Below are 231 nucleotides of genomic sequence, written 5' to 3' on the forward strand. Positions count from 1 at the left end.
GTTTTAATTCATCTATTAATAATGTAAGCTTGTTTGCACTTTTATCAGACAATGAAGTAGTTACATTCCCTTGAAAGACCATTTCCCCCATCTCAGCAAGGGAATCTAAATATGTAAGGCTTAATTCCTTCTGTATAATATCTGCTCCATTATCAAGCACTTTAAAAGCTTTCTCTGTTTTGGTTAACTCTTGCATAAATAAATCCTCTCCTCAAATACTTACATTTTTAC

General features: G+C 32.0%; 1 protein-coding gene. It reads right to left on the bottom strand.

Features of this window, described 5'->3' with window-relative positions:
- On the bottom strand, positions 1–196 hold a 196-nt coding region (locus AOA61_RS00185; RefSeq protein ID WP_218197292.1), incomplete at its 3' end, for a hypothetical protein.
- Positions 197–231 lie beyond the last annotated feature (35 nt).

The sequence above is a fragment of the Pseudomonas sp. 2995-1 genome (genome assembly GCF_002742505.1).
Taxonomy (GTDB): domain Bacteria; phylum Pseudomonadota; class Gammaproteobacteria; order Pseudomonadales; family Pseudomonadaceae; genus Aquipseudomonas; species Aquipseudomonas sivasensis.